We start from the raw sequence: 1259 nt of genomic DNA, 5'->3' as shown, positions 1-1259 counted from the left end.
CGCCTCCCGTCCGTTGTGGGCACGATCCGACCGCCCAGAGCGAACACACGCGAAGTGGTGCGTTGCACCCGATAAGTTCGACATCAAGCGACAACTGAACGGGAGCTTTTCCATGGCCGAAGCGACACTGAACCCCAGTGTTTTTGACCGCCTTCTGAGAGACCGGATCGTGTGGCTCGGCTCCGAGGTCCGCGACGACAACTCGAACGAGATCGCAGCGAAGCTGCTGATGCTCGCGGCCGAGGACCCTGAGAAGGACATCTACCTCTACATCAACTCGCCCGGTGGCTCGATCACCGCCGGCATGGCGATCTACGACACGATGCAGTTCGTGCCGAACGACATCGTCACGGTGGGCATCGGCCTCGCGGCCTCGATGGGCCAGTTCCTGCTCTCGTCGGGCACCCCGGGCAAGCGCTACATCACCCCGAACGCGCGTGTGCTGCTGCACCAGCCGTCCGGTGGCTTCGGCGGCACCGCTGCCGACATCCAGACGCAGGCGAAGGTCATCCTCGACATGAAGCAGCGGATGGCCGAGCTCACGGCGGAGCAGACCGGCAAGTCGATCGAGCAGATCCTCAAGGACAACGACCGCGACAACTGGTTCACGGCGCAGGAGGCCCTCGAGTACGGCTTCGTGGACCACCTCCGTGCGTCCTCGAGCGAGGTCGTCGGCGGCGGTGGCACCGTCGCGGACGGCGAGACGCCGACCCCGGCCGCCGAGCCCGAGTCCAACTGACCACCACCGAAGAAAAGGAAACGAGAATGCATCTCCCCATGCTCGGTGGCGCGCAGAACGTCCCGGCTCCGTCCGACCGCTACATCCTCCCGAGCTTCGAGGAGCGCACGGCCTACGGCTACAAGCGGCAGGACCCGTACGCGAAGCTCTTCGAGGACCGCATCGTGTTCCTCGGCGTCCAGGTCGACGACGCGTCGGCTGACGACGTGATGGCGCAGCTGCTGGTGCTCGAGTCGATGGACCCGGACCGCGACATCGTCATGTACATCAACTCGCCCGGTGGCTCGTTCACCGCGATGACGGCGATCTACGACACGATGCAGTACATCCGTCCGCAGATCCAGACGGTCTGCCTCGGGCAGGCTGCGTCGGCCGCGTCGGTGCTCCTCGCTGCCGGTACCCCCGGCAAGCGTCTGGCGCTCCCGAACGCCCGCGTGCTCATCCACCAGCCCGCGGTCCAGCAGGGTGGCGGCCAGGCGTCCGACATCGAGATCCAGGCGGCGGAGATCCTCCGCATGCG

2 protein-coding genes are annotated in these 1259 nt (G+C 66.1%); both read left to right on the top strand.

The window, feature by feature from the left end; translation table 11 throughout:
- Window positions 1-112 precede the first annotated feature (112 nt).
- Window positions 113-739 (top strand): ATP-dependent Clp protease proteolytic subunit, encoded by a 627-nt coding sequence (locus tag I59_RS01555; protein WP_022902372.1) that lies wholly within the window; start codon window positions 113-115, stop codon window positions 737-739.
- Window positions 740-765: 26 nt separating this feature from the next.
- A partial coding sequence (locus I59_RS01550; protein ID WP_042726360.1) for an ATP-dependent Clp protease proteolytic subunit occupies window positions 766-1259 on the top strand: 494 nt, incomplete at its 3' end.

This window comes from Curtobacterium sp. B8 (genome assembly GCF_000333315.1).
Taxonomy (GTDB): domain Bacteria; phylum Actinomycetota; class Actinomycetes; order Actinomycetales; family Microbacteriaceae; genus Curtobacterium; species Curtobacterium luteum.
This window is presented reverse-complemented; position numbering and strand designations above follow the sequence as displayed.